A 25,073-nucleotide genomic window follows, 5' to 3' on the forward strand; every position below is an offset into this window, starting at 1 on the left:
GACGCCTCAGGACTCCTTGACGGCGATGGTCTCCACCGTGTTCGCCACGTGCTCGAACGCGTCCGCCGCCTCTTCCAGGACGTCCACGATCTGCTTGAGCTTCAGCACCTCGATCGCCTCGTACTTGCCGTTGAAGAGGTGCGCGAGGAGCTTGCGGTGGATCTGGTCGGCCTGGTTCTCCAGCCGGTTGACCTCGATCCAGTACTCGGTGAGGTTCTCCATCGTGCGCAGGTTGGGCATCGCCTCGGCCGTCAGGTCCGCGGCGCGCGCCAGCACCTCGATCTGCTGCTCGACGCCCTTCGGCAGCTCCTCCACGTTGTAGAGGACGACCAGGTCGACGGCCTCCTCCATGAAGTCCATGATGTCGTCGAGGGACGACGCGAGGTTGTAGATGTCCTCGCGGTCGAAGGGCGTGATGAACGAGGAGTTCAGCTGGTGGAAGATCGCGTGCGTGGCGTCGTCACCCGCGTGTTCCGCTGCCCGCATACGCTCTGCGATCTCGGCCCGGGCGGACGGGTCCGCCCCGAGCAGTTCCATCAGGAGTTTCGAGCCCGTGACGATGTTGTCCGCGGACGCGGCGAACATGTCGTAGAAGCTCGTCTCCCTGGGGGTCAGACGAAAGCGCACTTGGGGTCCTCGGTATGCATGGGTTTCGGTCAGGCTGATGCTAGGCGCATCATCCGGCCACGGCTATCGGGCCGCCCACCAGTGTCGCCCATCGGGCGTGGTGATCAGCACGGGGGCATCTCCAGGGCCCTATACCCAGCAAAGTTCGTTACCATATACCCACTAGGGGTATATGTCTCGACGATGCGGAGGACGCGATGACGACCACCGAGGCCGGCGCCACGGCGCCCTCCGGGAGCGCGGCTCCGGCGACCACGCACGGCTACCACAAGCAGAAGGACGAGCACCTCAAACGGCTGCGCCGGATCGAGGGCCAGATCCGCGGGCTGCAGCGGATGGTCGACGAGGACACCTACTGCATCGACATACTCACCCAGGTCTCCGCCTCCACCAAGGCCCTGCAGTCCTTCGCCCTGCAACTCCTTGAGGAGCACCTGCGGCACTGCGTCGCCGACGCCGCGGTCAAGGGTGGCACGGAGATCGACGCGAAGGTGGAAGAGGCCACCCAGGCCATCGCCCGGCTGCTGCGGACCTGAACCGGCGGACCTGAACCGGCGGACCTGAACCGGCGGACCTGAACCGGCGGACCTGAACCGGCGGACCTGAACCGGCGGACCTGAACCGGCGGACCCAACCCGCGGACCCAACCCGTGGACCTGGCCTGCGGGCCTGGCCTGCGGGCCTGGCCGAAGTCAGCCGTGCTCGCGCTCCTCGGCCACGCGCAGTACCTCGTCGATGCTCTGCAGGCTGAGCCGCTCCTCGGCGGCCGACGCCGCGATGATCAGGTCTCCGCACAGCTCGATCTCGGCGAGGGCCACGTGGTCCTGAACTGCCGTACCGCCGACCGGAGCCACGCGCATCACCTCTTCTCTGCCGTCACCGACTTCCTAGAGTAGGGAGCGGTCTACACAACGCGCATGGCACGGACGGGCTAGTTCACAGGTTGTACGAAGCCGGTCCCGGACTAGTGCGCTGGCTGGTTTTCGGCGATCCGGCCCGCGTAGATGTCCCGGGAACGCGGCAACTCGACGTCCACCGGAGTGCCGAAGTCGTACAGCAGGGTCGTCGAGGCGACCGCGACCGTGCCCTGGCTGCTGTCGTTGACGAAACTGAACCGCTGCCGCAGCTTGCGGATCCGGCCCTGGTCGTCGAGGTACGCGTCGAACGGAACCTTGGCCGTGGCGAACCCCTTAGCCGCGGCGGCGAGGGCCGGCCGGTTGCCGGCGGACGCGGCGCGGGCGGCGGCCGCGAGGTCGGCGGTGCCCCGGTAGTGCCGGACCTCGGCCCCGGCGACCTCGGTCCTGCCCAGGTAGGTCGCGGTGCGGGTGCCGAGGAGCAACTCGGCCGCGGCGAACGGGTCGGTCGCGCCGCCGGTGACCAGGTTGCCGTCGGAGAGGCTCGCGGTCTCCACGCGGACCCATTTGTCGGCGGGTACCCCGGCGCCCCTGTTCTTCATGAACAGCGCGCCCGGGGCGAGGAGTTCGGTGATCGGGCGGTGCTCGGGGGTGCCGGCGGGGTCCTGCGGGAGTACGACCGTGAGTTCGCCGAGCTGGTCGCGGTAGTCGTAGCGGCCCTGGCCGCGGATGGTGACCCGGGTGCCGCCGGTCGCCATCTCCATCGACGTCGTCGCCCTTGAGGTGGCTGCGGCGCGCAGGGTGTCCGCCGCGCGCTTCAGGACGGCGACCGAGGTGCCGCCGGGGTCGCCGTTGGCGCCCTCCGCGGCGGCGCCGCCGCAGCCGGTGGCGCATGCGCCGAGGCCGACCACGAGCCCTACGGTGACGGCCGTCTTTCCAGCGTGCCTGTGCTGCCGCCGATCCATCGCCTGCCTACCCCCAGCCGGTACGTCCGTCACGGGCCCCCTGTCGTTCCGCTTAACGAGGGGTGGGTGGGGCCGTCACGCATACCGGCTGTTTACCGGGCGTGGGTAACGTTGTCGGGGTGGCGGAAAAGAACGCTTGCGGGCGGGGCGTCGGGGCCCAGGAGCACGATACGACCCTGATCGAGCACGGGCCGTTCTGCTACTCCCGGTGCACGTGCGGGTGGCGGGGCCCGGCGCGCAGGGCTCGAAGCCTCGCACGGACGGATGGGGCGGGACATGTGGGCGGGGGCGGCTGAGGCGGGCGCGTGGGCCGCGGGCCGGTGGGGGTTTGTCGCGCCCGCGCGGCGGTAGCCGCACATCGACACAGCCCCGTGCCCCTGAGGGGGCGCGTCTCTCCTACGGCGTGTTGGGCAGCGAGGTCAGTAGTTCGTCCACCAGCTCGGCGTCTCTCGGCTGGGTGAGCCGTTGCCGGGCCTCCGGTGGGCGGAGCCACAGGATCCTGTCCACCTCGTGGTTCGGGGTGAAGTGGCCCTCTCCTGCTTCTCCCGCCCAGTAACGGACTTGCTTGGGGCGGCCGTCGGCGTAGTAGAGGGCCGTGGAGAGCTCGCTGCCGACGTGTGCGGTGTAGCCGGTCTCCTCGGCCACCTCGCGCAGCGCGCCCGTGATCGCGTCCTCACCGCGCTTGAGCTTGCCCTTTGGGTGGGACCAGTCGTCGTACTTGGGGCGGTGGACGAGGCAGACCTCCAGGTCCCCGTCCACCGGTGAGCGGCGCCACAGGACGCAGCCGGCCGCCAGGACCGGGGTGTCGGTCACACCGCCTCCAGCCGCTGTTTCTGCCACGCCTGCTGGAACGCGAACCGGGCCGCCTCCACCTCGTGCCGCTGGTCGGCGTGGAGGACGCCGAGGGCGTAGGCGGTCGCCGGGGCGATACGCGGGGTGCGGGCGGCGGACGCGGCGGCCGCCGCCGCTTCGGAGGCGTCGCGGTGCCGGTTCAGGGCCTGGCCCGCCGAGAACAGCCGTACGTCCACGGGCGCGCCCGCGCCGCACAGCACCTCGCGGGCGTAGCGGTGCAGGCGCAGGAGGAGGCGGACCTGGTGCCAGGGGCCGTCCTGGGGGTGCGGGGCCGGGTCCGGGGACAGGCCGTGGACCAGGGCCTCCGCGTTGTAGGGGTGGCCGGCGGTGACCAGGGGGAGGGCCGTGATGGCGTCGGTGAGGCGTTCCTCGGCCGCCGCGGCGAGGGGGCGCAGGTCGGACGAGGGCGCCGCGGGGGTGAGCGGGACCTCGCTGGCCAGCACCGCGACCTTGTCGGCGACCGCGTGGAAGCGGGAGGAGCCGAGCGCCTGGAGGGCGGTGGAGTGGGCCCTGGTGCGGGCGAGGGTGAGCTGGCGGTCGAGCAGGGCGCCCGCCTTGGCGGCGCCGACGGTGAGGTTGCCGCGCTCGACCGGGGTCTCCGAAGTGGCCTGGCTCGGCAGGGCCGTCGAGCCGGAGAGCCGGTGGAGGGCCAGCAACAGGCGCTCCAGTCTTGCCTCGTAGGCGTGCTCAAGCCCCAACGTGCCCGACAGCCAGGCCAGTTCGGGGCGGATCTCCTCCGACCAGTCGGCCTCCAGAAGGGGGCGGAAGGTGTGCAGGCTGCCGCTGATGCGCCGGGCCGAGCGGCGCAGCGCGCGGGCCGCGTCGACGGACTCCTCCGCCACGCTCGCCGTCCCGGTCTCCCGGTGCAGGCGCAGCGCGCGGAGGAACTCCGTGGCCTGGGCGCGCAGGTAGCCCGCGAGGGCGTCCCCGGTCACCACCAGGGCCGTCGGGTCCGTCGGTTCAAGGTGTTGCTGTGCCACGCCGGCGCCTCCGGGCGTCTATGAGCATCTCCTGGATGTTGCGCAGGGGCTGTCCGTCCGCGTCGGTCGCGTGCCGGGTCCACTCGCCGTCCGCACCCAGGTGCCAGGAGGAGGTGGAGTCGGACATTCCGGTTTCGAGGAGCCGGTTGAGCGCGGCCCGGTGGGCCGGGTCGGTGACCCGGACCAAGGCCTCTATCCGGCGGTCGAGGTTGCGGTGCATCATGTCGGCGCTGCCTATCCACACCTCGGGCTCGCCGCCGTTGCCGAAGGCGAAGACCCGGGAGTGTTCCAGGAAGCGGCCGAGGATCGAGCGGACCCGGACGTTCTCCGACAGGCCCGTGACGCCCGGCCGGATCGCGCAGATGCCGCGGACCCAGACGTCGACCGGTACGCCCGCCATGGACGCGCGGTACAGGGCGTCGATGATCGCCTCGTCGACCATCGAGTTGACCTTGATGCGGATGAACGCGGGACGGCCGGCCCGGTGGTGCTGTACTTCCTTGTTGATCCGCGCGATCAGTCCGTCGCGCAGCGACTTGGGTGCCACCAGCAGGCGGCGGTAGGTCTCCCGGCGGGAGTAGCCGGAGAGCCGGTTGAACAGGTCGGACAGGTCCGCGCCGACCTGGGTGTCGGCGGTGAGCAGGCCGAGGTCCTCGTAGAGCCGTGCCGTCTTCGGGTGGTAGTTGCCGGTGCCGACATGGCTGTAGCGGCGGAGCGTCTCGCCCTCCTGGCGGACCACCAGGGACAGCTTGCAGTGCGTCTTCAGGCCGACCAGGCCGTAGACGACGTGGCAGCCGGCCTCTTCCAGGCGCTTGGCCCACTTGATGTTGGCGTGCTCGTCGAAGCGGGCCTTGATCTCGACCAGGACGAGGACCTGCTTGCCGGCCTCGGCGGCGTCCACGAGCGCGTTGACGATCGGGGAGTCGCCGGAGGTGCGGTAGAGGGTCTGCTTGATGGCGAGGACGTCCGGGTCCTCGGCGGCCTGCTCGATGAAGGCCTGCACGGAGGTGGAGAAGCTGTCGTACGGGTGGTGCAGCAGGACGTCCCGCTCGCGCAGGGCCGCGAAGATGTCGGGCGCGGACGCCGACTCGACCTCGGCGAGGTCACGGTGCGTGCCCGCGATGAACTTGCGGTACTTCAGCTCCGGGCGGTCCAGGCCGGAGATCCGGAACAGACCGGTCAGGTCGAGCGGGCCGGGCAGCGGGTAGACCTCGGCCTCGGAGACCTTCAGCTCGCGGACCAGCAGGTCGAGGACCTCGCGGTCGATGGACTCCTCGACCTCCAGGCGCACCGGGGGCCCGAAGCGGCGCCGCATGAGCTCCTTCTCCAGGGCCTGGAGCAGGTTCTCGGCGTCGTCCTCCTCGACCTCCAGGTCCTCGTTCCGGGTGAGGCGGAAGGCGTGGTGCTCCACGACCTCCATGCCCGGGAACAGCTCCTCCAGGTGGGCGCCGATGACGTCCTCGATGGGGACGTACCGGCCCGCGCTGCTCTCCAGGAAGCGGGACAGCGACGGCGGCACCTTGACCCGGGCGAAGTGCTTGTGGCCGCTCACCGGGTTGCGTACCACCACGGCCAGGTTCAGGGAGAGGCCGGAGATGTACGGGAAGGGGTGCGCCGGGTCGACCGCCAGCGGGGTCAGGACCGGGAAGATCTGGTGCCGGAAGAGCGTGAAGAGCCGTGCCTGCTCCTTCTCGGTCAGCTCTGCCCAGCGGACCAGGTGGATGCCCTCCTCCGCGAGCGCGGGGGCGATGTCCTCGTGGTAGCAGGCGGCGTGCCGGGCCATCAGCTCACGGGAGCGGGCCCAGATCATCTCCAGCACCTCGCGGGGCTGCAGGCCGGAGGCGGACCGGGTGGCCACGCCCGTCGCTATCCGGCGCTTCAGCCCTGCCACCCGGACCATGAAGAACTCGTCCAGGTTGCTCGCGAAGATCGCCAGGAAGTTCGCCCGCTCCAGCAGTGGCGTGTTCGGGTCCTCGGCGAGCTCGAGCACCCGCTCGTTGAACGCGAGCCAGCTGCGCTCCCGGTCGAGGAAGCGGCCCTGGGGCAGTTGGGGCCCGTCGTACGGTGACTCCTCGTAGGCGTCGAGGTCGGCATCGATGTCGGGTTCGAGGTCGGAGACCGCGGCGGCCACGGTGTGCGGGCGGTGCGCGGCGATGGAGCCTACGGAGGGCTGGGTGTGCTGGACCTCGGCTGCCTGGGCGTTCTGCTGACTCATGACCCCATTCTTCCGCGCCCGGGGCGTCACAGGCGCGTCGGAACGTGCGGGTGGGAGCTGAACGACCCCGTTTCCCGCGAACCCGTCACGGGGCGGCGAAGGCTCTGGCACGGCGGGCTTCATTGGCTGAGCGTCGCAAGCCAGCCTGAACCAATGGTTACGAAGACATGGCGTATGGGATAGCTGCGGGCGGCTCGCGGACGTCGAAGATCAGGCCGCGGCGCTCCTCGGGATCACGAAAGCGACGTTCGTGTACGACCTTCCCGCGGATCCCGTACGCCCTTCCGCCGACGGAGGGACGCACGGGTGCGACGGTTCCTCAGCGGGTCCGGTGGCGCAAGAGGGAGAACGCGCCGATGACGGCGGCCGCGGCGAGGGCGAGGACCATGGCGGTGGCCGTGAGGTGGAGGGCCCAGAAGCCGTGCAGGGGGCCGTGCAGCGGCTGCCAGGCCGCGCGCAGGTACAGCCTGATCACCAGGGTCACGGCGGCGGCCGCGGCCAGCGCGGGCAGGGCGCGGCGCAGGGCGATCCCGGCGAGCGCGCCGACGGCGAGGCCGAGCAGCAGCAGGGCCGGCAGCAGCGGGCCGCGCGGGATGAAGACGCGGTCCCAGGTCCAGTTGGTGACCAGTGCGCCCCGGTCCGAGCTCCACACCCAGCCGAAGGCCAGCGCCAGCAGCCCGCCTCCGGCGAGCAGCGGCACGGCGGCCGCGATCAGCTTCCCGGCCAGCCAGCGGGCCGGGGAGACCGACTGGGTCCAGGCCAGCCGGGCGGTGCCGGACTCCAGCTCCCGGCCGATCAGCGCGGCGGCCGCCCAGGCGGCGACGGCGACAGCGGAGTAGCCGAGGGCCTCGCCGAGGAAGTTGAAGACGTTGTTGGCGTCCGTGAACGCCGAGTAGGCGCAGCTGGGGAGGTTGCCGTCGGCGGAGTAGTGAAAGCCGAGGCAGGCCTGCTCGGCGGGCACCTCGGAGAAGTGCAGCCAGAGCAGCCAGCCCGTCACCAGCAGCCCGAACGCGGTCCAGACGAGCAGTGCCGGGCGGTGCAGCCGGCGCAGGGAGCGCTGGGTGGCCGCGGGGCCGGGGACGGGGGCGGCGGACAGGGCGGTCATCAGGCGGCCGTCTTTCCGGTCAGGCGGCGCAGCGCCAGGAAGCAGCCCAGGGTCAGCAGGGCCGCCACGGCGAGGAGCAGGGCGGTGGTGGTCAGTTGGAGCGGCCAGTAGTGCGAGGCGGGGTGGTAGTCGCCGTAGGGGACGTCGGCGTGCTTGCCCGTCCGCACCGTCCAGGAGCTGTTGGGGAGGGCGAAGAAGGCTTTTCCGGTGCTGGTCTTCGTCGCCCAGAGGTGGGGCATGACCAGCTGGGCGACGGCCCAGATCGCGCCGGTGAGGAGCAGGCCGAGGCCCAGGGCGGGCAGGGTGCGCCGGGACAGCAGGCCCGTCAGCGCGCCCGCCGCCAGGCCGCACAGGGCCAGGGCGACGAGGGTGGGGCCGTTGGCGTGGAAGGTCCAGACGTCGTACCACTGCTTGGCGGTGTCGATCCGGTGGTTGCCCGCGGCCCAGGCCAGATGGTGCAGCCAGACCAGCAGTCCGGTGCCGCCGGCGACGGCCGCGGCCGGAATCGCGAGGCGGACGGTCAGCCAGCGCACGGGGGTGCTGGACTGGGTCCAGGCCAGCCGGGCGGTGCCGGACTCCAGTTCCTTGCCGAACGCGCCGCCCGCCCAGCCGGCCGTCAGGAGGGGCACCGCCGCCAAGGTCAGGGTGGCGTAGTTGTACCAGTCCTTGTAGCGCAGGATCGCGTTCTGGTCGTACTCACACCGCTTCGGCCACTCCGGGCAGCTGTGGTACTGGTGCCAGGCTTCGGCCGCGGCGTCGGTCATGGGGCCGTGCAGGAGGAGGAGCAGGACGGTGGCGGCGAGCACCAGGCCCGCCCAGACGTACAGCGCGGGGCGGTGCAGGCGCAGCAGCCAGCGGGTCAGGCGCGGCCGGGCGGACGCGGTCAGGGCGATGGTGGTCATACGGCTGCCTCCGCGGCGGTCAGGGCCGGGGCTTCGGGGTTGCGGAGATGGGCGAGGACCAGCTCCTCCAGCGACGGCGCGCCGGTGCGCCAGTCGGCGGGCAGCGGGCCCGCCGGGCGGATCAGGGCGCTGAGCTGCCGGCCGGTGGTCCGGGAGTCCACGACGGTGTGCGGGGTGAGGTCGGCGTCGGCGGTGGCGCCGACCCGGGTGTGGGCGGCCAGCAGGTCGTCGATCTCGCCGGCCAGCCGGACCCGGCCGTCGCCGATCAGCAGCAGGTGGTCGCAGGAGTCCTCCAGTTCGGCGACCACGTGCGAGGACATCGCGATGGTGGTGCCGTGCTGGGCGGCCTCCACCATGAGCAGGCCCATCAGTTCGTGCCGGGCCAGCGGGTCGAGGTCGGCCATCGGCTCGTCCAGGAGCAGCAGTTCGGGCCGCTTGCCGAGCGCCAGGGCGAGCGCGACGCGGGTGCGCTGGCCGCCGGAGAGGGAGCGGATACGGGACGTCGGGTCCAGGTCCCCGGCGGCCACGACGTGCCCGGCGGCGGCCGCGTCCCAGCGCTCCGGGTTGAGGTCGGCGCCCATCCGGAGCGTCTCGGCCACCGTGAGCTGCGGGTACAGCGGCTTGTCCTGGGCGACGTAACCGACCCGGCCGCGGGCCTCGGCCGGGGTGGCACCGAGGACGGTCAGCTCGCCCTCGGTCGGGCCCAGCAGGCCGGCGGCGAGGGCGAGGAGCGTGGACTTGCCCGCCCCGTTGGGGCCCACCACGGCACACACCCGGCCGGCCGGCAGCCGGAAGCTGCACTCGCGCAGCGCCCAGCCCCCGCGCCGGCCGAAGCGCTTGCCGAGCACGGACGCCGCTATCGCGGTGTCGGTCATGAACTCTCTCCTTGCAGGTGCTTTTCGGGTACGGCGAAGTGTGTTTCGAGTACGGCGGTGAAGAGTGCGGCCACGTCGTCCCGGTCCAGGCCGGACGCACGGGCCCGGACGGCCCAGTCGTCCAGCTCCCCGTGCAGGGGGGACTCGGCCGGGGCGGTGCCCAGAGCGCGTTTCACGAAGGTGCCGAGGCCGCGCCGGGCCTCCACCAGGCCCTCCCGCTCCAGCTCTCGGTAGGCCTTGAGCACGGTGTTGGGGTTGATGGCGGTGGCCTCGACCACCTCGCGGGCCGTGGGCAGCTTGTCTCCCGGCCGGAGATGGCCCAGCCGCAGGGCCTGCTTGGTCTGCTGGACGATCTGGACGTAGGTGGCGACGCCGGAGCGCCGGTCGATGCGGTACTCGACCACCCGTACAACCACCCTTTCACTAATTGAGTAGTGAAAGGGTGGTGCGAGACGGTGCGGAAAGTCAAGGCCGGAAGATTCTTCGGACCGGCCCCGGAATCCGTGAACCGATGAGCCGGGCTCGTGCGATGAGGAGACGTGAGCGGAACGAGAAGCGACGGGGAGCTGCTGCGGGCGATCGCGGCGGACTCCGACCGGCGCGCCTTCGAGGAGCTGTACCGGCGGTACGCGCCGTGGCTGACCGCGCGGCTGCGCGGCCGGTGCGCGGATCCCGCGGTCGTCGACGACGTCGTGCAGGAGACGTTCCTCGCGGTGTGGCGGGGAACCGCCCGGTACCGGGAGGACGGCGACGCGGCGGGGTGGCTGTGGCGCATCGGGTCGCGACGGCTGGTCGACGCGCTGCGCGGCGACGGCGCCCGGGGCCGGCTGCGGCAGGCGCTGGCGCGGCTGCGGCACCGGGACGAGGCCTCGGCGGAGGAACGCGTGCTCGCGGGGGTGGAGCACGGGGACCTCGCCGGGGCCCTGGTCCGGCTCTCGCCGGAGCTGCGGGCGGTGCTCCAGGCGACGGTGATCGACGGGCTGTCCACCCGGGAGGCGGCGGTCCTGCTCGGCATCCCGCCGGGGACGGTCAAGACACGGGCGATGCGGGCCCGCAAGCAGCTGCGGGAGGAGTTGGCATGACCTGGCATGTTGCCGAAGAGGATCTACGGGCCTACGCGCGCGGCGAGTTGGCGGCGCCGCTGCTGTGGTCGGCCGACGCCCACGTCGGCTCCTGCGCACTCTGCCGGGAGGCGCTCGCGGCGGTGTCCGACCCGGTCGCACTGCACGCCGGCTGGGACCGCCTGGACGCCGAACTGGACGCGCCCCGGCCCGGGTTGGGCGAACGGCTGCTCACCCGCCTCGGTGTCGCCGAGCACACCGCACGGCTGCTCACCGCGACCCCGGTGCTGAGCCGCTCCTGGCTGGCGTCGGTCGCGTTCGTGCTGGCGGCGACGGTACTGGTGGTGCACGAGGTGGACGCCCCGGCCCTGTTCCTGGCGCTGGCCCCGCTGCTCCCGCTGGCCGCGGTGGCGCTGTCGTACGGACCGGTCCTCGACCCCAGCTACGAGATCGCCGCGGTCGCCCCGACACACGGCTTCCGGCTGCTGATGATCCGTACGGTCGCCGCGCTGACCGCCTCCCTCGGTCTCAACTGCCTTGCCGCGCTGGCCCTCCCGGGCTACGGGCTGCTCGCCTTCGGCTGGCTGCTGCCCGCCCTCGCGCTCACCGCGGCCGGTCTCGCGCTCTCCGCCCGGCTGGGCCCGCTGCTCGGCCCCGGCCTGGTCGGCGGCGCCTGGACGCTGCTGATGGCGGTGGCCGCGCTGCACCCCGCGGACACGCCGGTCGCGTTCACGGCGGCGGGACAGTCGGTGGCCGCGGCCCTGGCCGCGCTGGCGACCTTCCTGCTGCACCAGGCGCGCGACCGCTTCGACGCCAAGCCCTACTGATCACTCTGATCGCTGGAGTCCCACGTGAACACCACTGTCTCCGCCGCAGGCCTCACCGTGCGCTACGGCGGCGTCCGGGCCCTGGACGGCGTCTCCCTGCGCCTGACGGACGGCGTGACGGGCCTGCTGGGCCCGAACGGCGCCGGGAAGACCACCCTGCTGAAGGTCCTGGCCACGGCCGTACCGCCGGACAGCGGCGGCTTCACCGTCCGCGGCGAGGACCCGTCGGCCCAGGCGGGCCGCCTGGCCGTCCGCCGCACGCTCGGCTACCTGCCCCAGACCCCCGGCTTCCATCCGGACTTCACGGCCTTCGAGTTCGTCGACTACGTAGCCGTCCTCAAGGAGCTGACCGGCCGGGCCGAACGCCACCACGAGGTGCGGCGCGTCCTGGACCAGGTCGGGCTCGCGGACGTACGCGGCCGGCGTATCAAGCGGCTGTCCGGCGGGATGCGTCAGCGGGTCGCCCTGGCGGCGGCCCTCGTCGGGGACCCCGGCTTCCTGGTCCTCGACGAGCCGACCGTGCACCTGGATCCCGAACAGCGCATGCGGTTCCGGGAGTTGATCGCGGAGGCGGGGGAGGGCCGCACGGTGCTGCTCTCCACCCACCAGACGGAGGACGTGGCGATGCTCTGCCATCACGTGATCGTTCTGGCGGGCGGCCGGGTCCGCTTCGACGGCACCCCCGCCGAGCTGACGGCGCGGGCGGCGGGCCGGGTGTGGAGCAGTACGGAACGCGCCCCGGGCGCCCGGGCGGGCTGGCGCACCGGCACCGGCACCTTCCGCAACGTCGGCGACCCGCCGGCCGGCGCCGACCTGCTCGAACCGACCCTGGAGGACGGCTACCTGCTCGTCCTCGACGACGAGACCACGGAGGTGGCGTCGGCATGACGACGACGCTCGTGAAGCCGGAGGCGCCGGTGGCGCCCGAGAACAGCCGCCGCGGCGCGTCGGTGCTGGCCCTGGCGCTCTTCGAGACCCGCCAACTGGCCCTGCAGATACCGATGCTGGTCTTCTCCCTCCTCTATCTCGTCTTCGTCGGCTACGAGTTGTTCGGCCGGGACGAGGGCATGGACGCCTACCCGGTGCTGCACGACACCGACCGGGCCACCCAAAGCGGCCCGGTGCTGCTCTGCATCGCCCTGCTGGTGTGCGTGAACCGGGCGGTGCTGCTGAACCGGCGGCGCGGGCTGGAGGAGCAGTTCTCGGTGCTGGTCATGCCGGTGCCGCGGCGCACGCTGGCGCACGCCCTGTCGGTGGTGCCGTTCGCCGCGGGGGTGGGCCTGGTGGTGGGCGCCCAGTTCACCTGGGCGGCGCTGCGGCCGGGCGCGGTCGGTCACGGCTCGCTCGCCGAACTGGCCGTCGCCCCGCTGACGGTGCTGCTCTCCGGGGCGGTCGGGATCCTGCTGGCCCGGGTCCTGCCGTATCCGGCGGTCCCGCTGCTGTTCGTGGTCCTCCTGGCGGTCGTGGTCAGCCTCGTCGGCGGCATCACGGGCGGCGTGCACGGCGTCCAGTGGCTCTGGCCGACGGTGCTGGAGAACGGCGGCACCCCCGTCCCGGGCGAACTGCTGGGCCGTCCGGCGGGCTGGCACGCGCTGTACCTGACCGGTCTGACGGTGCTCGTGGCGGCCGCCGCGGTGCTGGTGGCGGGCGGCCGGACGCGTGCGCTCAAGGCGGTGACCGTCCTGGCCCTGGCCGCCACGGTGGCCGGGGCGGCCGGGCAGGCCCCGGGCGAGTCCGCCGCGTTGCGGGCCGCGCGCAAGGCGGAGGCGGACAGCCCGCAGAAGTTCCAGGTGTGCGTCGAGCGCCACGGCTCCCGGTACTGCGCCTACCCCGACTGGAAGGGATGGACGGCCGACTGGGCGGGAGTGGTGCACCGGGTGCGGTCGGAGGCCGGCGGCGAGGCGGCGACCACTCGGCTCACCATCCGCCAGCGCATCGCGGCGATCACCGACCTGACGACGGACGCCACCCTGCCGTCCAGTTCGGCACGGGGCACGGTGACGGTCGGCACCCAGTGGGGCGGCAACCGGGCCCCCGAGTTCGCGGTCGGGGTCGCCAGGGTCCTGGTGGCGGGCAGCGAACAGGCGTCCTTCGAGATGTGCGACGCGCGAGCGGTCACGACGATGTGGCTGGCCCTCGCCACCGACCCCACCCCGACGGACACCTTCCGCCATCTCCGTATCGACGACAGCCTCACCGGCCCGGCCGCGGTCCTCACCCCGGACGGCGGCAGCATGAGCGTCTCGGCCCAGGAGACCCAGGTCGTACGCGAACTGCTCCGCGAACCCCACGACACGATCGCGGCCCGGGTGAAGGCCCACTGGACAGAACTGACCTCGCCGCGGACGACCGCGGCGGAGGCGGCCCGCCTGCTGGGCGTCACGGTTCCCACGGGGGCGGACGACTGCGGGGAGGGCTGACTCGGGTCCCCCCGCCGCCGGCTGCCCGCCCTGCCTCAGCCCTCCCCCTTCCTCACCTCACGTCTCCGTCCGGTACATCAGGTCCGTCTCGTGGGTGGTGAAGCCCAGGCGTTCGTAGACCGCCACCGCCGCCGTGTTGTCGGCGTCGACGTAGAGCATCGCCGTCGGCAGGCCCCGGTCGGACAGGTGGCGGAGGCCGATGGTGGTGAGGGACTTGCCGAGGCCGCCGCCCTGGGCGGTGGGGGAGACGCCGAGCACGTAGACCTCGCCCAGGCCTTCCTGGTCGTGAATCTTCGTCCAGTGGAAGCCGATGAGTTCGCCCGCGCGCTCGGCGAGGAAGAAGCCGGCCGGGTCGAACCAGGGCTGGGACTTGCGGTCGTCCAGGTCGCGCTGGGTGAGCGAGCCCTGTTCGGGGTGGTGGGCGAAGGCGGCCGCGTTCAGGGCGAGCCAGGCCGTGTCGTCCTGGCCGGGGACGAACGCGCGGACCGTCACGCCCTCGGGGAGCTTCGGGTCGGGCAGGTCCAGGTCCGTCAACGGGCGGCGCATCTGGCGCAGTTCGCGGAACAGGGTCAGGCCGAGGACCTGGGCGAGGTGGCGGGCCGCCGAGTGGCCGCCGTGGGCCCAGACGCGCAGCCGCTTGCCGGAGGCCGCGAGGAGCGCGGAACCGAGGGCGCGGCCGTGGCCGTGGCCCCGGTGGGAGGGGTGGACGACGAGTTCCGCGGCCGGTGCCTCCACCGGGTCGGTGTCCTCCAGCTGGGCGTAGCCCACGAGTTCGCCGCCGGCGGTGAGCAGCAGATGGGAGACGCCCTCGCGGGCGCCGCCGCGGATCTGGATACGGCCCTGCTCGGACACCGGCTGCTGGCCGTCGGCCCGGGCCGCCTCCGCCAGCAGCCCCAGCACGGCCTCGGCCTGGTCCGGGGTGAGCGCGGAGTAGGTGTCGATGGAGCGGGAGTACATGGGTGGCCGTGCGGTGTCGTCGCTGGTCATGCGTACGAGGGTACGGGGCCGGACGGGCAAAGTGGGGGCAAGGGCGAAGGTAAAGGGCGGGGCAAAAGGCAACCAGGATGTAACCATGAACCCCCTGTTGCGCTACGCGCGTTGATCCTAGGCTGCGCCGGACCGGGCCACTTCTCAGCAGACCCACAGGGGGGTTCCATGCAAGCGAAGCCCAGACCGTCCAGACGCCGTACGTACGCGCTGCTCGCGTCCGCCGCCGCGCTCGCCACCGCCGCCGCGCTGGCGAGCGCGCTGCCCGCCGACGCGCACACCGGCAAGGGGCACGGGCACCACCCCGGCCGCTACCAGGACGTCCAGCTCCTCTCCTTCAACGACCTGCACGGCAACCTGGAGCCGCCGTCCGGATCCTCCGGCCGGGTCACCGAAACCCAGGCCGACGGGACGACCAAGACGATCGACGCGGGCGGTGTCGAGTACCTCGCGACCCACCTGCGCCAGGCCCGCAAGGGGAACCCGTACTCCGTCACGGCCGCCGGCGGTGACATGGTCGGCGCCTCCCCGCTGATCTCCGGGCTCTTCCACGACGAACCCACCATCGAGGCGCTCAACAAGCTCGACCTGGACGTGACGACGGTCGGCAACCACGAGTTCGACGAGGGCGCCAGGGAACTCGCGCGCCTCCAGAACGGCGGCTGCCACCCCACCGACGGGTGCTACACCGACAAGAAGTTCAAGGGTGCCGACTTCCCCTACCTCGCGGCCAACGTCCTCGACGAGAAGACGGACGAGCCGATCCTGAAGCCCTACTGGGTGTGGAAGAAGAAGGACGTCAAGATCGGCTTCATCGGCGTCACCCTGGAGGGCACGCCCGGCATCGTCTCCGCCGACGGCGTCAAGGGGCTGGCCTTCAAGGACGAGGTCGAGACGATCAACAAGTACGCCAAGGTGCTCCAGCGCCAGGGCGTCCAGTCGATCGTGGCGCTGGTCCACGAGGGCGGGTTCCCGGCCTCCTCGAACTACAACTACGACTGCGACTCCGCGGGCGCCGGCAGCGGCATCTCCGGGCCGATCGTCGACATCGCGAAGAACGTGACACCGGCCGTGGACGCGCTCGTCACCGGGCACACCCACACCGCGTACGTCTGCACGATCGACGACCCGTCCGGCAGGCCCCGCATGGTCACCTCGGCCGCCTCCTTCGGGCGCCTGTACACGGACACCACCCTCACCTACGACCGCCGCACCGGCGACATCGTGCGTACGGCCGTGGAGTCGGCGAACCACGTGGTCACCCGGGACGTCGCCAAGGCGCCCGACATGACCGCGCTGATCGGCAAGTGGAACACCCTCGCCGCCCCGATCGGCAACCGCGCCATCGGCTACATCTCCGCCGACGTCAACAGCACCGGCACCGAGTCCCCGATGGGCGACCTGATCGCCGACGCCCAGTTGGCGTACGGCAAGGAGCTGGACCCGGAGACCGACCTGGCCCTGATGAACCCGGGCGGGGTGCGGGCCGGACTGACGTACGCGGCCAAGGGGAGCGAGGGCGACGGCGTGGTGACCTACGCCGAGGGCTTCACGGTCCAGCCGTTCGCCAACACCGTCAACCTGCAGGACTTCACCGGGGCCCAGCTCATCCAGGTGCTCAAGGAGCAGGTGAGCGGCGGCAACGCGGCCGCGCCGAAGATCCTGCTGCCGTCCAAGGGGCTCACCTACACCCTGGACCTGACGAAGACGGGCGCGGACCGCGTCGTCACCGACTCCGTGAAGCTGAACGGCACCGCCATCGACCCGGCGGCCACCTACCGCGTCGCCACCAACTCCTTCCTCGCCGGCGGCGGCGACGGCTTCACCACCCTGGGCCAGGGCACCGGCGACGTCGTCGGCACCGACGACCTGTCCGCCCTGGCGGACTACCTGACGGCCAACTCCTCGGCCACGGCCCCGATCGCGCCGCCGGCCACGGACCGGATCACGATCGTGCAGTAGCCACCCCAGCCACCCCCCACCAGCCCTCGGGCCCGGTGCGCGCACCCGCGTGCACCGGGCCCGTTCTGTTTATAAAACCTGTGTGAGGTGGCGTCTGGTTCCGCGTTGCTTCTGAAAATTCATCTCAGCCGCAATTCATCGAGGTCTAAGTGAAAATGGCTTTCTTCGGCTCGCGGGTCACGTAATGTTTTCCATGTCGAAAGCGAACGGCGCGGACGGCAGAGTGAAACGGAACGAAGGAGAAGATCATGAGCTTCCACAAGATTGTCCCGGTGAAGAAGGCCGCCAAGCCCGCCCCGAAGCCGGCGCCGAAGAAGAAGGACGGCAAGAAGTCGCAGCCCAAGCGCCCTGTGGGTCAGCGGTAGGCACCGGTAAGCCGCACGTAAACACAAGCTGAGCCGACCTTAAGAATCAGAGAGGGAACAATCATGAGCTTCCGTAAGATCGCCCCCGTCAAGAAGAGCCACAAGCCCGCTCCGGCCCCGAAGAAGCCCGCGCCGAAGAAGCCGGCTCCGAAGCGTCGGCCGGTCGGCGACCAGCGCTGACAAAGAATTTACAAGAGTAATTCATAGCAATACACAGGTCATTGCAGCAGGGCGGTAGAGGAACTGTTGCAGAACCACGACAGAGGCCCCGGCAGAGGCCACGACAGAGAGGAACAGCACCATGAGCTTCCACAAGATCGTCCCCGTGAAGAAGAACCACAAGCCGGCTCCGGCCCCGAAGAAGCCCGCGCCGAAGAAGCCGGCCCCCAAGCGTCGCCCGGTCGGCGACCAGCACTGAGGCACCCGGCGAGGCGGGGTCACCGGTCAAGCGTGGTCGCACCGGTGGCCCCGCCTCGGCCATGTCCGCCCGGACCCGGCCCTGTACACCCCCCAACCGATACCTCTGAAGGGAGTTGTCGACCATGAGAGAAGCCCGGGTGGCCTTCCGCCGCTTCTGGCCGCTGACCCGCGGAGACCGCAGGTGGCTCGGCGCGATCATCGCCTGCGTGGTGGTGTCCGCGCTCGCCGAGACCGCCGCGATCCTGCTCTTCGCCGACCTCACCGACAACGCCCTCAAGGCCGGTTCGCTCTCCGCCTTCTGGGGACCGGCCGGCGCCTGGCTGCTGGTCGCCGCACTGGGCGCGTTCGTCGGCTACCTCGGCAACTCGCTGGCCACCTGGACCGCCGAGAGATTCGTGCTGCGCCTGCGCGCAAAGGTCTTCCGGCACGTCCAGGACCTGCCCCCGCACTTCTTCCAGCGGCACCGCCAGGGCGACCTGGTGGAGCGCCTCACCGGTGACGTCGAGGCCATCGAGCAGATGGTCGTCTCGGGTGTCGTCGGCACCGTCGCCGCCGCCTTCTCCGCCGTCTTCTACGCGGCCGCCGCCTGCTGGCTGCGCTGGGACCTGGCCCTGGCCACCTTCGTCCTCGCGCCCCTGTTCCTGCTGGCCGCCCGCCGCTTCTCCGGCCGGATCAAGACGGCCTCCCAGGACGAGCGGGTCGCCGACGGCGCGATCACCTCCGTGGTCGAGGAGTCCCTCGGCAACGTCGTCCTCACCCAGGCGTACAACCGCCGCCGGGACGAGGAGAGGCGCCTCGACGTCGAGGCCCGCGCCTGGATGCGGGCGAGCGTGCGCGGCGCGCGGCTCGGCGAGATGTACGCGCAGTTCGTCGAGGTCGTCGAGACCCTCTGCGTGCTGTCCGTGATCGGCCTGGGCGTCTGGGAGATCTCCGCCGACCGGATGACCCTCGGCCAGCTCCTCGCCTTCGCCGCCTTCCTCGGCTACCTCTACCCGCCGATCCGCAACCTCGGCCAGCTCGGCCTCACCCTCACCGCGGCCACCGCGGGCGCCGAGCGGATCGGCGAGATCCTGGACGCCGAGCCCGCCGTCACCGACCCCGCACGGCCGGTCGGCCCCTGGCCGGTGCGCGGCTGGGTCAGCTTCCACAACGTCTCCTTCCGCTACCCGGAGTCCCGCCGAGCCTCCCTCCGCGACGTCGACTTCGCGGCCGGCCCCGGCGAACTGGTCCTGGTCACCGGCAAGAGCGGCGCCGGCAAGTCCACCCTCTCCAAGCTCCTCACCCGCTTCTACGACCCCTCGGCCGGCGTGATCTGCCTGGACGGCGTCCCGCTCACCGACGTACCCCTGGAGTTCCTCCGTGAGAACGTCGCCCTGCTCCCGCAGCAGACGCTGATCCTCAACGGCACGGTCCGCGAGAACATCGGGTGCGGGCGGCCGGGCGCGACCGACACGGAGATCGAGCAGGCGGCCAGGGACGCCGCCGCCCACGACTTCATCACCGCGCTCCCCGAGGGCTACGACACCCACATCGCCCCCGGCACGGCCGCCCTCTCCGGCGGTCAGCTCCAGCGGGTCGCCATCGCCCGCGCGATGCTGCGCGCCGCCCCGGTCCTCGTCCTCGACGAGCCGACGGCGGGCCTCGACGCGATCGCCGCCCGCCAGGTGGTGACCCCGCTGCGCAGGCTGATGGCGGGCCGTACGACCATCATGATCACGCACGACCTCTCCCTCGCCCCCGACGCCGACCGCATTCTGGTCGTCGACCGCGGCCGCCTGGTGGAAGCGGGCACGCACGCCGAACTCCTCGCCCGCAACGGCGCCTACGCCGGCCTGGCCCATCCGCTCCCGGAGGCCGTCGCGGCGCAGCCGGCCCCGGCCCCGGACGAGACGATGATCCTCAGGTGGTAGGAGCCGGACGCAGCGTGTACCCCGTGCCGCGCACGGTGTGGATGAGCCGCGGTTCGCCGCGGCTCTCCAGTTTCCGCCGCAGGTACATGATGTAGACGTCCAGCGTGTTGGAGGCCGGCTCGAACTCGAACCCCCACACGTCCCGCAGGATCCGCTCCCGGCTGAGCACCCGCCCCGGATGCCGCAGCAGGAACTCCAGCAGCGCGTACTCGGTCTTGGTCAGGTCCACGGCCCGGTCGCCACGGTGCACGGTCCGGGTCCGCAGATCCATCGAGACGTCCTCATGGCCGAGGAACCGGTCCCCGGCCAGCGCGGCCACCGTCTCCCGCCGCGGACTGCGCCGCAGCAACGCCCGTACCCGGGCGAGGAGTTCCTCGGGTGCGAAGGGCTTGGCCAGATAGCCGTCGGCGCCGTTGTCGAGGGCGACGATCCGGTCCCCGACCGCGTTCCGCCCGGTGATCATCAGAATCGGCACGGTGGACCCGGAGGCCCGGATCCGCCGGGTGGCCGCCAGCCCGTCCAGCCCTGGCATCTCCACGTCCATCAGCACCAGGTCGGGCTCGCACTCCGGAGCTCCGAGGAGATCGAGGGCCACTCTGCCGTCCCCGGCGAGGAGCGTCTCGTACCCCTCGAACCTGAGCAGCCGGCCGATCCCGTCCCGCACGGCCGCGTCGTCGTCGGCCAGCAGAATCTTCCTCGCCAGTTGACTCGCCATCTGACAAAAGTGTGACGAGGCGCTGTGAGAGACCTGGGCCAGGGATGTGCCTGGGCTACGGCTGCCGGGCGGGCGGTCACGGCGGACGGGCCGCCCGGCACCGGTTCAGACGAAGGTCGACACGGCCGCACTGCGCGGTGCGCGGCTGAGGAGTGGAAAGACCGCTCGCTGTGACGTCAGTTGGGCAGCCGGGGCAGGGAACGCGGCGGCCGGGTGCGCCAGTACCACTGGAGTACGGCGCTCAGGACGACGCCCGAGGCCAGCGGCACGCACACGATCAGCAGGAAGGGATGGTCCGCCCAGTCCGTGAACACCAGCGCCACGGAGACCACGAACATCACCCCCATCATGGCGATGGCTCCGTACGTGCCCCACAACCGTGCCTTGCGCCGCACGGCCCCCCGTAGGATCCGCTCCTCGACGTCCGGACGCCGCTCCCAGGAAAGGCTGCGCTGCGGGTCGGCGGCCAGGCACAGCTCCGAGACCTCGGCGTAGGGGTCGGCCAGCTGCCAGTCGTCGAGGTGCCGGAGCTGGAAGCGGCGGCCGTCGAAGTCGTACAGGTAGGTGAGCCACTGGGGACCGTCCCGGCCGGAGCCGCGCGGGACCGGCTCGACCCGGATGTCGTAGACCTCGGGCCAGGCCCAGGTACGGGTCCGCAGCGGTCCCCGCGCGATGATCCCGGCGCTCGTGACCCTGGTGTACGTGCGGTACTGCTCCAGCAGGACCCGTGCCAGTGTCACGACGATCAGCAGCATGATGAGCGGCGGCCCCCACCATTCCCGGTCGCCGTCGTCGCCGAAGAAGCGGCCGGTCTGCAGGAGGGCGTTGAGCAGCACCGCCCCCAGCAGGAAGAAGTACGACCCGGGCGGTCTTCGCCGCTTACGGTACTCCCGTTCGAATCCGCCTTCGGCCATGCCCCGAGCCCCTCCCCAGACGCACCGAACGGGTGCGCGACTGGGGAGAGGATAAGCCGCCTCTTTGTGCGGTCCCCATGGAGGGCAGGACCGCGAAGATCGTTACCCGCCGGGCGTGGTAGCCGTCGGCGTCGACTCCCCGGACATGCTCGGCTTCCTGAGCCCCGACGAATTTCTCATCCGTCACATTCCAGCAGGCGCCCGCCCCGGCTGACGGAGACGAGGCGATCGAGGAGCAGGTGGCGGCGCGACTCGGGAGGCGGTAGCGGAGGTCTGCCGGCCGGAGTTCAAGCCGCCTACCCCGCCGCCTACCCCGCCGCCTCCGGCGGAGCCGTAGGCGCTCCCGGCAGCCGTACCGTCGCCACCGTGCCGCCGCCGTTCGCGCGGGCCAGGGTGACGTCGCCGCCCGCCTGCTGGACCGTGCGGGCCACGATGGACAGGCCGAGGCCGGAGCCCGGGAGGGCCCTCGCGCTCGGGGAGCGCCAGAAGCGATCGAAGACGTGGGGGAGTTCGTCCTCCGGGATGCCGGGGCCGTGGTCGCGGACCGTGAGGACGCCGCAGTCCAGGGTGACCTCGACCTGGCCGCCCTCCGGGCTGAACTTCACCGCGTTGTCGAGGATGTTGACGATCGCCCGCTCCAGAGCGGAGGGCTCGGCGCGCACGAACCAGGGCTGGACGTCCGCCGTGATCGTCAGCTCCGGGCCGCGCAGACGGGCGCGGCGCAGAGCCGCCTCGACCGTGTCCTGGAGCGCCACCATCTGAACGCGCTCGCCGCGCTGGCCCTCCGACCGGGACAGCTCCTGGAGGTCGCCGATCAGCGCCGCCAGCTCCGTCATCTGCGCCTTCACCGAGGCGAGCAGCGCCTTGCGGTCGGCCGGGGGGATCGGGCGGCCCGTCTCCTCGCTGCGGGTGAGGAGCTCGATGTTCGTGCGGAGGGAGGTGAGGGGGGTGCGGAGTTCGTGGCCGGCGTCGGCGATGAGCTGTTGCTGGAGTTCTCGGGAGTTCGCCAGGGAGCTGGTCATGCTGTTGAAGGAGCGGGACAGACGGGCGATCTCGTCGTCCGACTCGTCCTCCACCGGGATGCGGATACTCAGGTCCTCGGTGCGGGCGACGTGTTCGACGGCTTCGGTGAGTTCGTCGACGGGACGGAGACCGGCGCGGGCGACCGCGAGGCCGGCGGCTCCGGCGCCGATGACTCCGATGCCGGAGACGAGGAGGAGAAGCAGGGCGAGGTCTTTGAGGGTGTCCTGGGTGCTCTTCAGGGGAACCGCGGTGATCAGCCCGACGTGGGAACCGCTCTCGGTGGCGAACACCTGGGTCATCACGCGCAGCGGGTTACCGTCCTTGTCGGTGCCGTTGCGGAAGTAGAGGGTCCCGGTGTTCCCGGCCTTGATGACGTCCTTGTCGGACTGAGCGACCTTGACCACACCCGTGGAGTCATGGTCGAGGCAGATCGAGCCGTCCGTCTTGACCACTTGGGCGTAGTTGATCCGCAGGCCGTTGGAGTCCGCAACCGTCGAGGAGCAGTCGAAGAGGATCCTCTGGGCGGCGGCCACCTGCGCCTGGGCGGCGTTTTGCCCCGGTCCGCGTACCTTCTGCAGGTCCGCCTCCAACTGGCCGTACAGCTTCCCCTGCACGATGAACCAGCACGTCACCGACACCGCCGCCACCGCGAACGCCACCGCCGCCGCGACCAGCATCGACAGGCGGGCGCGGATCGGGAGGGTGCGGAAGCGGCGGGCGAGCCTGTTCACTCCGCGCCGCCCTGGCGCAGGACGTACCCGACGCCGCGCACGGTGTGGACGAGGCGGGGCTCGCCGCCCGCCTCGGTCTTGCGGCGGAGGTACATGACGTAGACGTCGAGGGAGTTGGAGGAGGGCTCGAAGTCGAAGCCCCAGACGGCCTTGAGGATCTGCTCGCGGGTGAGGACCTGGCGTGGGTGGGCCATGAACATCTCCAGGAGCGTGAACTCGGTGCGGGTCAGCTCCACCTGGCGGCCGGCCCGGGTGACCTCGCGGGTCGCCAGGTCCATGCGCAGGTCGGCGAAGGTGAGCGCCTCGTCCTCCGAGCCCCCGTCGGTCACCGTGCCCGCGTAGGAGCTGCGGCGCAGCAGGGCACGGATGCGGGCGAAGAGTTCGTCGAGTTCGAAGGGCTTGACCAGGTAGTCGTCGGCCCCGGCGTCGAGCCCGGTGACGCGGTCGCCGACCGTGTCGCGGGCCGTCAGCATCAGGATCGGGGTCGTGTCGCCCGCCCCGCGGATCCGGCGGGCCGCGGTCATGCCGTCCATCCGCGGCATCTGGATGTCGAGGACGATCAGGTCCGGCTTGTAGGCCGTGGCCTTCTCCAGCGCGTCCGCCCCGTCGACCGCGACCTCGGTCTCGTACCCCTCGAAGGCCAGGCTGCGCTGGAGGGCTTCGCGTACGGCCGGCTCGTCGTCGACGATCAGGATGCGCTGGGGGTCACGGTCGCCTTCGGCGGGGCTCATCGCTCGCGGTTCCTCGGGGTGTGATGGATCGGGGTGCGGTGGTTCGTGGTGGGACGCCTCTCAGCCTCGCATGTTTCCGGGCTGTCGGGTATGCGCGCCGGTGGGGCGGAACGCCCCCTAGCCGCGTACCAGGGTCATACGGCTCAGCGGCACCTTGCGCTGGTGCGGACGGGCGGCGGACATGCGCAGCCCCATCAGCTCCGGGGCCGGCGCGACCTCCGGGGCGCGCGGGGCCGGGGCCACCGCCGCCTCGGTCGGCGCGTGGAGTTCGTACGCCACGTCGAGGGCCAGACCGAGAGCGGCCGGGCCGTTGCCGGTCGTCGTGTGCGAAACCTGCTTGATCATGACGTACTCCCTTGCTCTTCGTGCCGTGCTTCAGCTGGTGGAGCCCGCCCGCAGCTTGGCCAGGTCGGACTTGACGGTGTTGATCGGGATGGCGAAGCCGAGACCGACGCTGCCCGCGTCCGAGGAGGATGACGAGGAGTCCGAACTGGCCGAGTACATCGCCGAGTTGATGCCGATGATGTTGCCGCCGGCGTCGATCAGCGCGCCGCCGGAGTTGCCGGGGTTCAGCGAGGCGTCGGTCTGGATCGCCTTGTAGGTCGTCGTCGACGAGCCCGTGTCGCCGTTGAACTGCCGGCCTCCGAAGGAGAACGGCCACTGGCCGTTGCCGCCGCCGCCCTGGCTCTGCTGGTCCTGGCCCTCGTCGGTGGAGACGGTCACGTCCCGGTTGAGCGCGGAGACGATGCCGCTGGTGACGGTGCCGCTGAGGCCCTCGGGGGAGCCGATCGCGACGACCGTGTCGCCGACCTGGACGCCGTCGGAGTTGCCGAGGGTGGCGGTCTTGAGGCCGGACGCGTCCTGGAGCTTGATGAGGGCGAGGTCCTTGGCGCTGTCGGTGCCGACGACCTCGGCGGTGTAGGACTTGCCGGTGCTGGTCGTCGCCTTGATCGACTCGGCGCCGGAGATCACGTGGTTGTTGGTGATGACCTCGCCGTTGCTGCTGATGACGACGCCGGAGCCGGTGGAGGTGCCGTTGCTGAGGGTGGCGGTGATCTCGACGACGCTCGGGCTGACGGCGGCGGCGATCGTGGCGACGTCGCCCTTCTTGCTGGAGGGCACCACGCTGGTGGTGGTGGAGCTGGAGACGACGTCGTTCTTGCCGGTCAGCTCCTGGAAGGCGTACGCCGTGCCGCCGCCGACGGCCGCCGCGACGATCGCGACCGCGGCGAGCAGGGCTATCGGGCCCCGGGTGCGCTTCTGCTTCGCGTGGGCCGAGTGCTCCGGGTGCTCCGCCGTGTGCAGCGGAGGCTCCGGCGAGTACTCCGGGAGCTGCGCGGTCTCCGGCTCCATGGTGACCTGCGGGGCGGCCTGCTGCACCGGCTGGTGGGCCGGCGGGGGCGGCCACTCCGGGTTCACGGGGGTGGAGGCGTGCTGCTGCTGGGGGTACGCGCCCTGGTAGGCGTCACCCTGGGGGTTCTCGTACTCGCCGCTGCGGCGGAGGCTCTCGGTCATGACAAGTAGCTTGTCCCGTGACCATGAGAGCTACCTGAGGGCCCGCTGAGAACGCCGCGAGAAGCGCGTTTGCCCGATATAAGGAACCTTCTCGCAGGTCGGGCGAGGTTCTCAGAA

General features: G+C 71.5%; 24 protein-coding genes. 7 read left to right on the forward strand and 17 right to left on the reverse strand.

Annotated features, from left to right (window positions below; translation table 11 throughout):
- Positions 1–6 precede the first annotated feature (6 nt).
- Positions 7–627: a DUF47 family protein gene (locus AB0N16_RS22550; RefSeq protein WP_351747099.1), complete on the reverse strand. Its 621-nt coding sequence runs from the start codon at positions 625–627 to the stop codon at positions 7–9.
- A 197-nt stretch (positions 628–824) separates the two neighbouring features.
- Between AB0N16_RS22550 and AB0N16_RS22555 the strand changes: the two genes are divergently transcribed.
- Positions 825–1,163: a metal-sensitive transcriptional regulator gene (locus tag AB0N16_RS22555; protein ID WP_365799355.1), complete on the forward strand. Its 339-nt coding sequence runs from the start codon at positions 825–827 to the stop codon at positions 1,161–1,163.
- Between the two features lie 156 nt (positions 1,164–1,319).
- On the opposite strand, the gene AB0N16_RS22560 is transcribed toward AB0N16_RS22555, so the two are convergent.
- From AB0N16_RS22560 to AB0N16_RS22600, 9 genes are all read right to left on the reverse strand, one after another.
- Entirely contained in the window at positions 1,320–1,487 is a 168-nt protein-coding gene (locus AB0N16_RS22560) for a hypothetical protein (protein WP_365799357.1), read from the reverse strand.
- 104 nt (positions 1,488–1,591) lie between these two features.
- Positions 1,592–2,446 (reverse strand): hypothetical protein, encoded by an 855-nt coding sequence (locus AB0N16_RS22565; protein WP_365799359.1) that lies wholly within the window; start codon positions 2,444–2,446, stop codon positions 1,592–1,594.
- A gap of 396 nt (positions 2,447–2,842) precedes the next feature.
- Positions 2,843–3,259, reverse strand: coding sequence for an NUDIX hydrolase (locus AB0N16_RS22570; protein WP_365799361.1), 417 nt, complete (start codon positions 3,257–3,259; stop codon positions 2,843–2,845).
- Entirely contained in the window at positions 3,256–4,278 is a 1,023-nt protein-coding gene (locus AB0N16_RS22575) for a CHAD domain-containing protein (protein WP_365799363.1), read from the reverse strand. Before AB0N16_RS22575 ends, AB0N16_RS22570 begins: the two co-directional genes overlap by 4 nt.
- Positions 4,259–6,616, reverse strand: coding sequence for an RNA degradosome polyphosphate kinase (locus tag AB0N16_RS22580; RefSeq protein WP_365799365.1), 2,358 nt, complete (start codon positions 6,614–6,616; stop codon positions 4,259–4,261). Before AB0N16_RS22580 ends, AB0N16_RS22575 begins: the two co-directional genes overlap by 20 nt.
- A 196-nt stretch (positions 6,617–6,812) precedes the next feature.
- Positions 6,813–7,598 (reverse strand): hypothetical protein, encoded by a 786-nt coding sequence (locus AB0N16_RS22585; protein WP_365799367.1) that lies wholly within the window; start codon positions 7,596–7,598, stop codon positions 6,813–6,815.
- Complete coding sequence (locus AB0N16_RS22590) at positions 7,598–8,500, reverse strand: ABC transporter permease (RefSeq protein ID WP_365799369.1); 903 nt, start codon at positions 8,498–8,500, stop codon at positions 7,598–7,600. Before AB0N16_RS22590 ends, AB0N16_RS22585 begins: the two co-directional genes overlap by 1 nt.
- Positions 8,497–9,375: an ABC transporter ATP-binding protein gene (locus tag AB0N16_RS22595; RefSeq protein WP_365799371.1), complete on the reverse strand. Its 879-nt coding sequence runs from the start codon at positions 9,373–9,375 to the stop codon at positions 8,497–8,499. Before AB0N16_RS22595 ends, AB0N16_RS22590 begins: the two co-directional genes overlap by 4 nt.
- Positions 9,372–9,779, reverse strand: coding sequence for a GntR family transcriptional regulator (locus AB0N16_RS22600; protein WP_365799973.1), 408 nt, complete (start codon positions 9,777–9,779; stop codon positions 9,372–9,374). The genes AB0N16_RS22595 and AB0N16_RS22600 overlap by 4 nt, the downstream gene beginning before the upstream one ends.
- Before the next feature lie 135 nt (positions 9,780–9,914).
- Here AB0N16_RS22600 and AB0N16_RS22605 point away from each other — a divergent pair, with 135 nt between their 5' ends.
- The 4 genes from AB0N16_RS22605 to AB0N16_RS22620 are packed head-to-tail and all read left to right on the forward strand — an operon-like array spanning position 9,915 to position 13,683.
- Positions 9,915–10,457 (forward strand): RNA polymerase sigma factor, encoded by a 543-nt coding sequence (locus AB0N16_RS22605; protein ID WP_365799373.1) that lies wholly within the window; start codon positions 9,915–9,917, stop codon positions 10,455–10,457.
- Positions 10,454–11,263 (forward strand): zf-HC2 domain-containing protein, encoded by an 810-nt coding sequence (locus tag AB0N16_RS22610; RefSeq protein ID WP_365799375.1) that lies wholly within the window; start codon positions 10,454–10,456, stop codon positions 11,261–11,263. The genes AB0N16_RS22605 and AB0N16_RS22610 overlap by 4 nt, the downstream gene beginning before the upstream one ends.
- 24 nt (positions 11,264–11,287) lie before the next feature.
- Positions 11,288–12,151, forward strand: a complete 864-nt coding sequence (locus tag AB0N16_RS22615; RefSeq protein ID WP_365799377.1) for an ABC transporter ATP-binding protein — start codon at positions 11,288–11,290, stop codon at positions 12,149–12,151.
- The gene (locus tag AB0N16_RS22620) at positions 12,148–13,683 is read left to right on the forward strand and encodes an ABC transporter permease (RefSeq protein WP_365799379.1); all 1,536 of its coding nucleotides are present in this window, start codon (positions 12,148–12,150) and stop codon (positions 13,681–13,683) included. The genes AB0N16_RS22615 and AB0N16_RS22620 overlap by 4 nt, the downstream gene beginning before the upstream one ends.
- Before the next feature lie 57 nt (positions 13,684–13,740).
- On the opposite strand, the gene mshD is transcribed toward AB0N16_RS22620, so the two are convergent.
- On the reverse strand, positions 13,741–14,670 hold the full coding sequence (gene mshD / locus AB0N16_RS22625) for a mycothiol synthase (RefSeq protein WP_365799381.1): 930 nt from the start codon (positions 14,668–14,670) through the stop codon (positions 13,741–13,743).
- 168 nt (positions 14,671–14,838) lie between these two features.
- On the opposite strand from mshD, the gene AB0N16_RS22630 reads away from it, so the two are divergent.
- Together AB0N16_RS22630 and AB0N16_RS22635 are read left to right on the forward strand one after the other, a co-directional pair.
- A complete protein-coding gene (locus tag AB0N16_RS22630; RefSeq protein ID WP_365799383.1) occupies positions 14,839–16,632 on the forward strand; it encodes a bifunctional metallophosphatase/5'-nucleotidase in 1,794 nt (597 codons plus the stop codon).
- Between the two features lie 907 nt (positions 16,633–17,539).
- A complete protein-coding gene (locus AB0N16_RS22635) occupies positions 17,540–19,327 on the forward strand; it encodes an ABC transporter ATP-binding protein (protein ID WP_365799385.1) in 1,788 nt (595 codons plus the stop codon).
- Here the strand turns inward: AB0N16_RS22635 and AB0N16_RS22640 are convergent.
- The 6 genes from AB0N16_RS22640 to AB0N16_RS22665 form a co-directional block, all read right to left on the reverse strand.
- Positions 19,317–20,042, reverse strand: a complete 726-nt coding sequence (locus tag AB0N16_RS22640) for a response regulator transcription factor (RefSeq protein ID WP_365799387.1) — start codon at positions 20,040–20,042, stop codon at positions 19,317–19,319. The two genes, AB0N16_RS22635 and AB0N16_RS22640, sit on opposite strands and share 11 nt — an antisense overlap.
- A gap of 176 nt (positions 20,043–20,218) precedes the next feature.
- Positions 20,219–20,956, reverse strand: a complete 738-nt coding sequence (locus AB0N16_RS22645; RefSeq protein ID WP_365799389.1) for a PH domain-containing protein — start codon at positions 20,954–20,956, stop codon at positions 20,219–20,221.
- 308 nt (positions 20,957–21,264) lie between these two features.
- A complete protein-coding gene (locus AB0N16_RS22650; protein ID WP_365799391.1) occupies positions 21,265–22,710 on the reverse strand; it encodes a HAMP domain-containing sensor histidine kinase in 1,446 nt (481 codons plus the stop codon).
- Entirely contained in the window at positions 22,707–23,441 is a 735-nt protein-coding gene (locus tag AB0N16_RS22655; RefSeq protein WP_365799393.1) for a response regulator transcription factor, read from the reverse strand. Before AB0N16_RS22655 ends, AB0N16_RS22650 begins: the two co-directional genes overlap by 4 nt.
- A 117-nt stretch (positions 23,442–23,558) precedes the next feature.
- The gene (locus AB0N16_RS22660; RefSeq protein ID WP_365799395.1) at positions 23,559–23,786 is read right to left on the reverse strand and encodes a hypothetical protein; all 228 of its coding nucleotides are present in this window, start codon (positions 23,784–23,786) and stop codon (positions 23,559–23,561) included.
- 30 nt (positions 23,787–23,816) lie between these two features.
- A complete protein-coding gene (locus AB0N16_RS22665; RefSeq protein ID WP_365799397.1) occupies positions 23,817–24,956 on the reverse strand; it encodes a trypsin-like peptidase domain-containing protein in 1,140 nt (379 codons plus the stop codon).
- Positions 24,957–25,073: the final 117 nt, after the last annotated feature.

Source organism: Streptomyces sp. NPDC051105 (assembly GCF_040682795.1).
Classification (GTDB): domain Bacteria; phylum Actinomycetota; class Actinomycetes; order Streptomycetales; family Streptomycetaceae; genus Streptomyces.

Excerpts from the sequence above, each read along its gene's own strand:
- AB0N16_RS22555 (WP_365799355.1), top strand. The coding sequence starts at position 825 with ATGACGACCACCGAGGCCGGCGCCACGGCGCCCTCCGGGAGCGCGGCT.
- AB0N16_RS22585 (WP_365799367.1), bottom strand. The coding sequence starts at position 7,598 with ATGACCGCCCTGTCCGCCGCCCCCGTCCCCGGCCCCGCGGCCACCCAG.
- AB0N16_RS22610 (WP_365799375.1), top strand. The coding sequence starts at position 10,454 with ATGACCTGGCATGTTGCCGAAGAGGATCTACGGGCCTACGCGCGCGGC.
- AB0N16_RS22620 (WP_365799379.1), top strand. The coding sequence starts at position 12,148 with ATGACGACGACGCTCGTGAAGCCGGAGGCGCCGGTGGCGCCCGAGAAC.
- AB0N16_RS22665 (WP_365799397.1), bottom strand. The coding sequence starts at position 24,956 with ATGACCGAGAGCCTCCGCCGCAGCGGCGAGTACGAGAACCCCCAGGGT.
- AB0N16_RS22580 (WP_365799365.1), bottom strand. The coding sequence starts at position 6,616 with ATGAAGCCCGCCGTGCCAGAGCCTTCGCCGCCCCGTGACGGGTTCGCG.
- AB0N16_RS22560 (WP_365799357.1), bottom strand. The coding sequence starts at position 1,487 with ATGCGCGTGGCTCCGGTCGGCGGTACGGCAGTTCAGGACCACGTGGCC.
- AB0N16_RS22630 (WP_365799383.1), top strand. The coding sequence starts at position 14,839 with ATGCAAGCGAAGCCCAGACCGTCCAGACGCCGTACGTACGCGCTGCTC.
- mshD (WP_365799381.1), bottom strand. The coding sequence starts at position 14,670 with ATGACCAGCGACGACACCGCACGGCCACCCATGTACTCCCGCTCCATC.
- AB0N16_RS22635 (WP_365799385.1), top strand. The coding sequence starts at position 17,540 with ATGAGAGAAGCCCGGGTGGCCTTCCGCCGCTTCTGGCCGCTGACCCGC.
- AB0N16_RS22660 (WP_365799395.1), bottom strand. The coding sequence starts at position 23,786 with ATGATCAAGCAGGTTTCGCACACGACGACCGGCAACGGCCCGGCCGCT.
- AB0N16_RS22655 (WP_365799393.1), bottom strand. The coding sequence starts at position 23,441 with ATGAGCCCCGCCGAAGGCGACCGTGACCCCCAGCGCATCCTGATCGTC.
- AB0N16_RS22565 (WP_365799359.1), bottom strand. The coding sequence starts at position 2,446 with ATGGATCGGCGGCAGCACAGGCACGCTGGAAAGACGGCCGTCACCGTA.
- AB0N16_RS22640 (WP_365799387.1), bottom strand. The coding sequence starts at position 20,042 with ATGGCGAGTCAACTGGCGAGGAAGATTCTGCTGGCCGACGACGACGCG.
- AB0N16_RS22590 (WP_365799369.1), bottom strand. The coding sequence starts at position 8,500 with ATGACCACCATCGCCCTGACCGCGTCCGCCCGGCCGCGCCTGACCCGC.
- AB0N16_RS22645 (WP_365799389.1), bottom strand. The coding sequence starts at position 20,956 with ATGGCCGAAGGCGGATTCGAACGGGAGTACCGTAAGCGGCGAAGACCG.
- AB0N16_RS22595 (WP_365799371.1), bottom strand. The coding sequence starts at position 9,375 with ATGACCGACACCGCGATAGCGGCGTCCGTGCTCGGCAAGCGCTTCGGC.